A 1,938-nucleotide genomic window follows, 5' to 3' on the forward strand; every position below is an offset into this window, starting at 1 on the left:
CTGATCGAGCAGGGCATCGGCACCGAGGACCGGGTCGCGGTGTTGCTGGACAAGTCACCCGAATTGGTCATCACCGCGCTGGGCGTGCTGAAGGCGGGAGCGGTATACCTGCCGGTGGATCCCACCTATCCCGAGGATCGGCTGACCTTCATCCTGGGCGACGCCGACGCCAAGCTCGTGCTGCGCGAGCCCGTCACCGGGCTGTCGCGCTACCCGGCTGGAGCGCCTACCGAACTGGTGCGGCCGCTGGACCCGCACAACACCGCCTACCTGATCTACACCTCGGGTTCGACCGGCCTGCCCAAGGGCGTGCCGGTGCCCCACGCGCCCATCGCCGAATACTTCGTCTGGTTCGGTGACGAGTACCGCGTCGACGAGACCGACCGGCTGCTGCAGGTCGCGTCGCCCAGCTTCGACGTGTCCATGGGTGAGATCTTCGGAACGTTGATCATGGGTGCGCGCCTGGTGATTCCGCGGCCCGACGGGCTGCGCGACATCGGCTACCTGACGGATCTGTTGAGCCGCGAGGGCATCACCTCAATGCATTTCGTGCCGTCACTGCTCGGGCTGTTCCTATCTCTGCCCGGGGTCAGCCAGTGGCGCACCCTGCGGCGCGTGCCGATCGGCGGGGAGGCCCTGCCGGGCGAGATCGCCGACAAGTTCCACGCCACCTTCGACGCGCTGCTGTACAACTTCTACGGACCGACCGAGACCGTCGTCAACTGCACCAGCTACCCGGTCGAAGGCGCCCAAGGCACCCGGGTGGTACCCATCGGGCGCCCGAAGATCAACACCCAGGTACACCTCCTCGACAACGCGCTGCGGCCCGTTCCCGTGGGCGTGATCGGCGAGATCTACATCGGCGGAACGCATGTCGCCCACGGCTACCACCGCAGGCCCGCACTCACGGCCGAACGGTTCGTCGCCGATCCGTTCAACCCAGGCCGGCGGCTGTACCGCTCCGGTGACCTGGCCCGCCGGAACGCCGACGGGGATATCGAGTTCGTCGGTCGTGCCGACGAGCAGGTGAAGATCCGCGGCTTCCGTATCGAGCTGGGCGAGATCGCCGCCGCCATCTCGGTCGACCCCAGCGTCGGGCAAGCGGTGGTGCTGGCCATGGACCTGCCGCGCTTGGGCAAGAGCCTGGTGGGATACGTCACGCCGGCCCAGGGCGGTGGCCCGGAAACCGTTGAAGTCGAGCGCATCCGCGCCCGGGTGGCCGCCGCGCTGCCGGACTACATGACGCCGGCCGCCTATGTGGCGCTCGACGAAATCCCGATCACGGCGCACGGCAAGATCGACCGGGCCGCGTTGCCCCAGCCGCAGATCGCGGCCGCGGCCGCATACCGCGACCCCGCGACTCCGACCGAATACCGCATCGCCGCACTGTTTTCCGCGCTGCTCGGCCACGACCGGGTTGGGGTCGACGACTCGTTCTTCGACCTGGGCGGCCACTCGCTGGTGGCCACCAAACTGGTCACGGCGATCCGCTCGGACTGCGGAGTGGAGCTCGGCATCCGTGACGTCTTCGAGCTCGCGACCGTGGGCTTGCTGGCGGAACGGGTTGACCAGCTGAGTGCCGGTGAGCTCAGGCAGTCGCGGCCCAGGCTGGTCGCGACCGCCCATGACGAGCCGATGCCGCTGTCGGCCTCGCAGCTGCGCAGCTGGTTCGCCTACCGCGTCGACGGGCCCAGCTGGGTCAACAACATTCCCTTCGCCGCGAAACTGACCGGGCCATGGGACATCGACGCCCTGATCGCCGCCGTCGGTGACGTCGTCTCGCGGCACGAGATCCTGCGCACCTCCTACGTGGAGCTGGACGGGGTGCCCTACCAGGTGGTCGGACCCGCGGGTGAGGTTTCCGTGCGCCGCGCAACCGGGCCCGATCAAGCCTGGCTGCAGCGGGAGCTGGACGCCGAGCGCCGGTACTGCTTCGAG

1 protein-coding gene is annotated in these 1,938 nt (G+C 68.7%); it reads left to right on the forward strand.

Annotated features, from left to right (window positions below):
- Nucleotides 1–1,938 (forward strand): non-ribosomal peptide synthetase (locus A5709_RS00040; RefSeq protein ID WP_156767930.1); only part of this gene is annotated, 1,938 nt, incomplete at both ends.

Source organism: Mycobacterium sp. E1386, from assembly GCF_001672745.1.
GTDB lineage: Bacteria > Actinomycetota > Actinomycetes > Mycobacteriales > Mycobacteriaceae > Mycobacterium.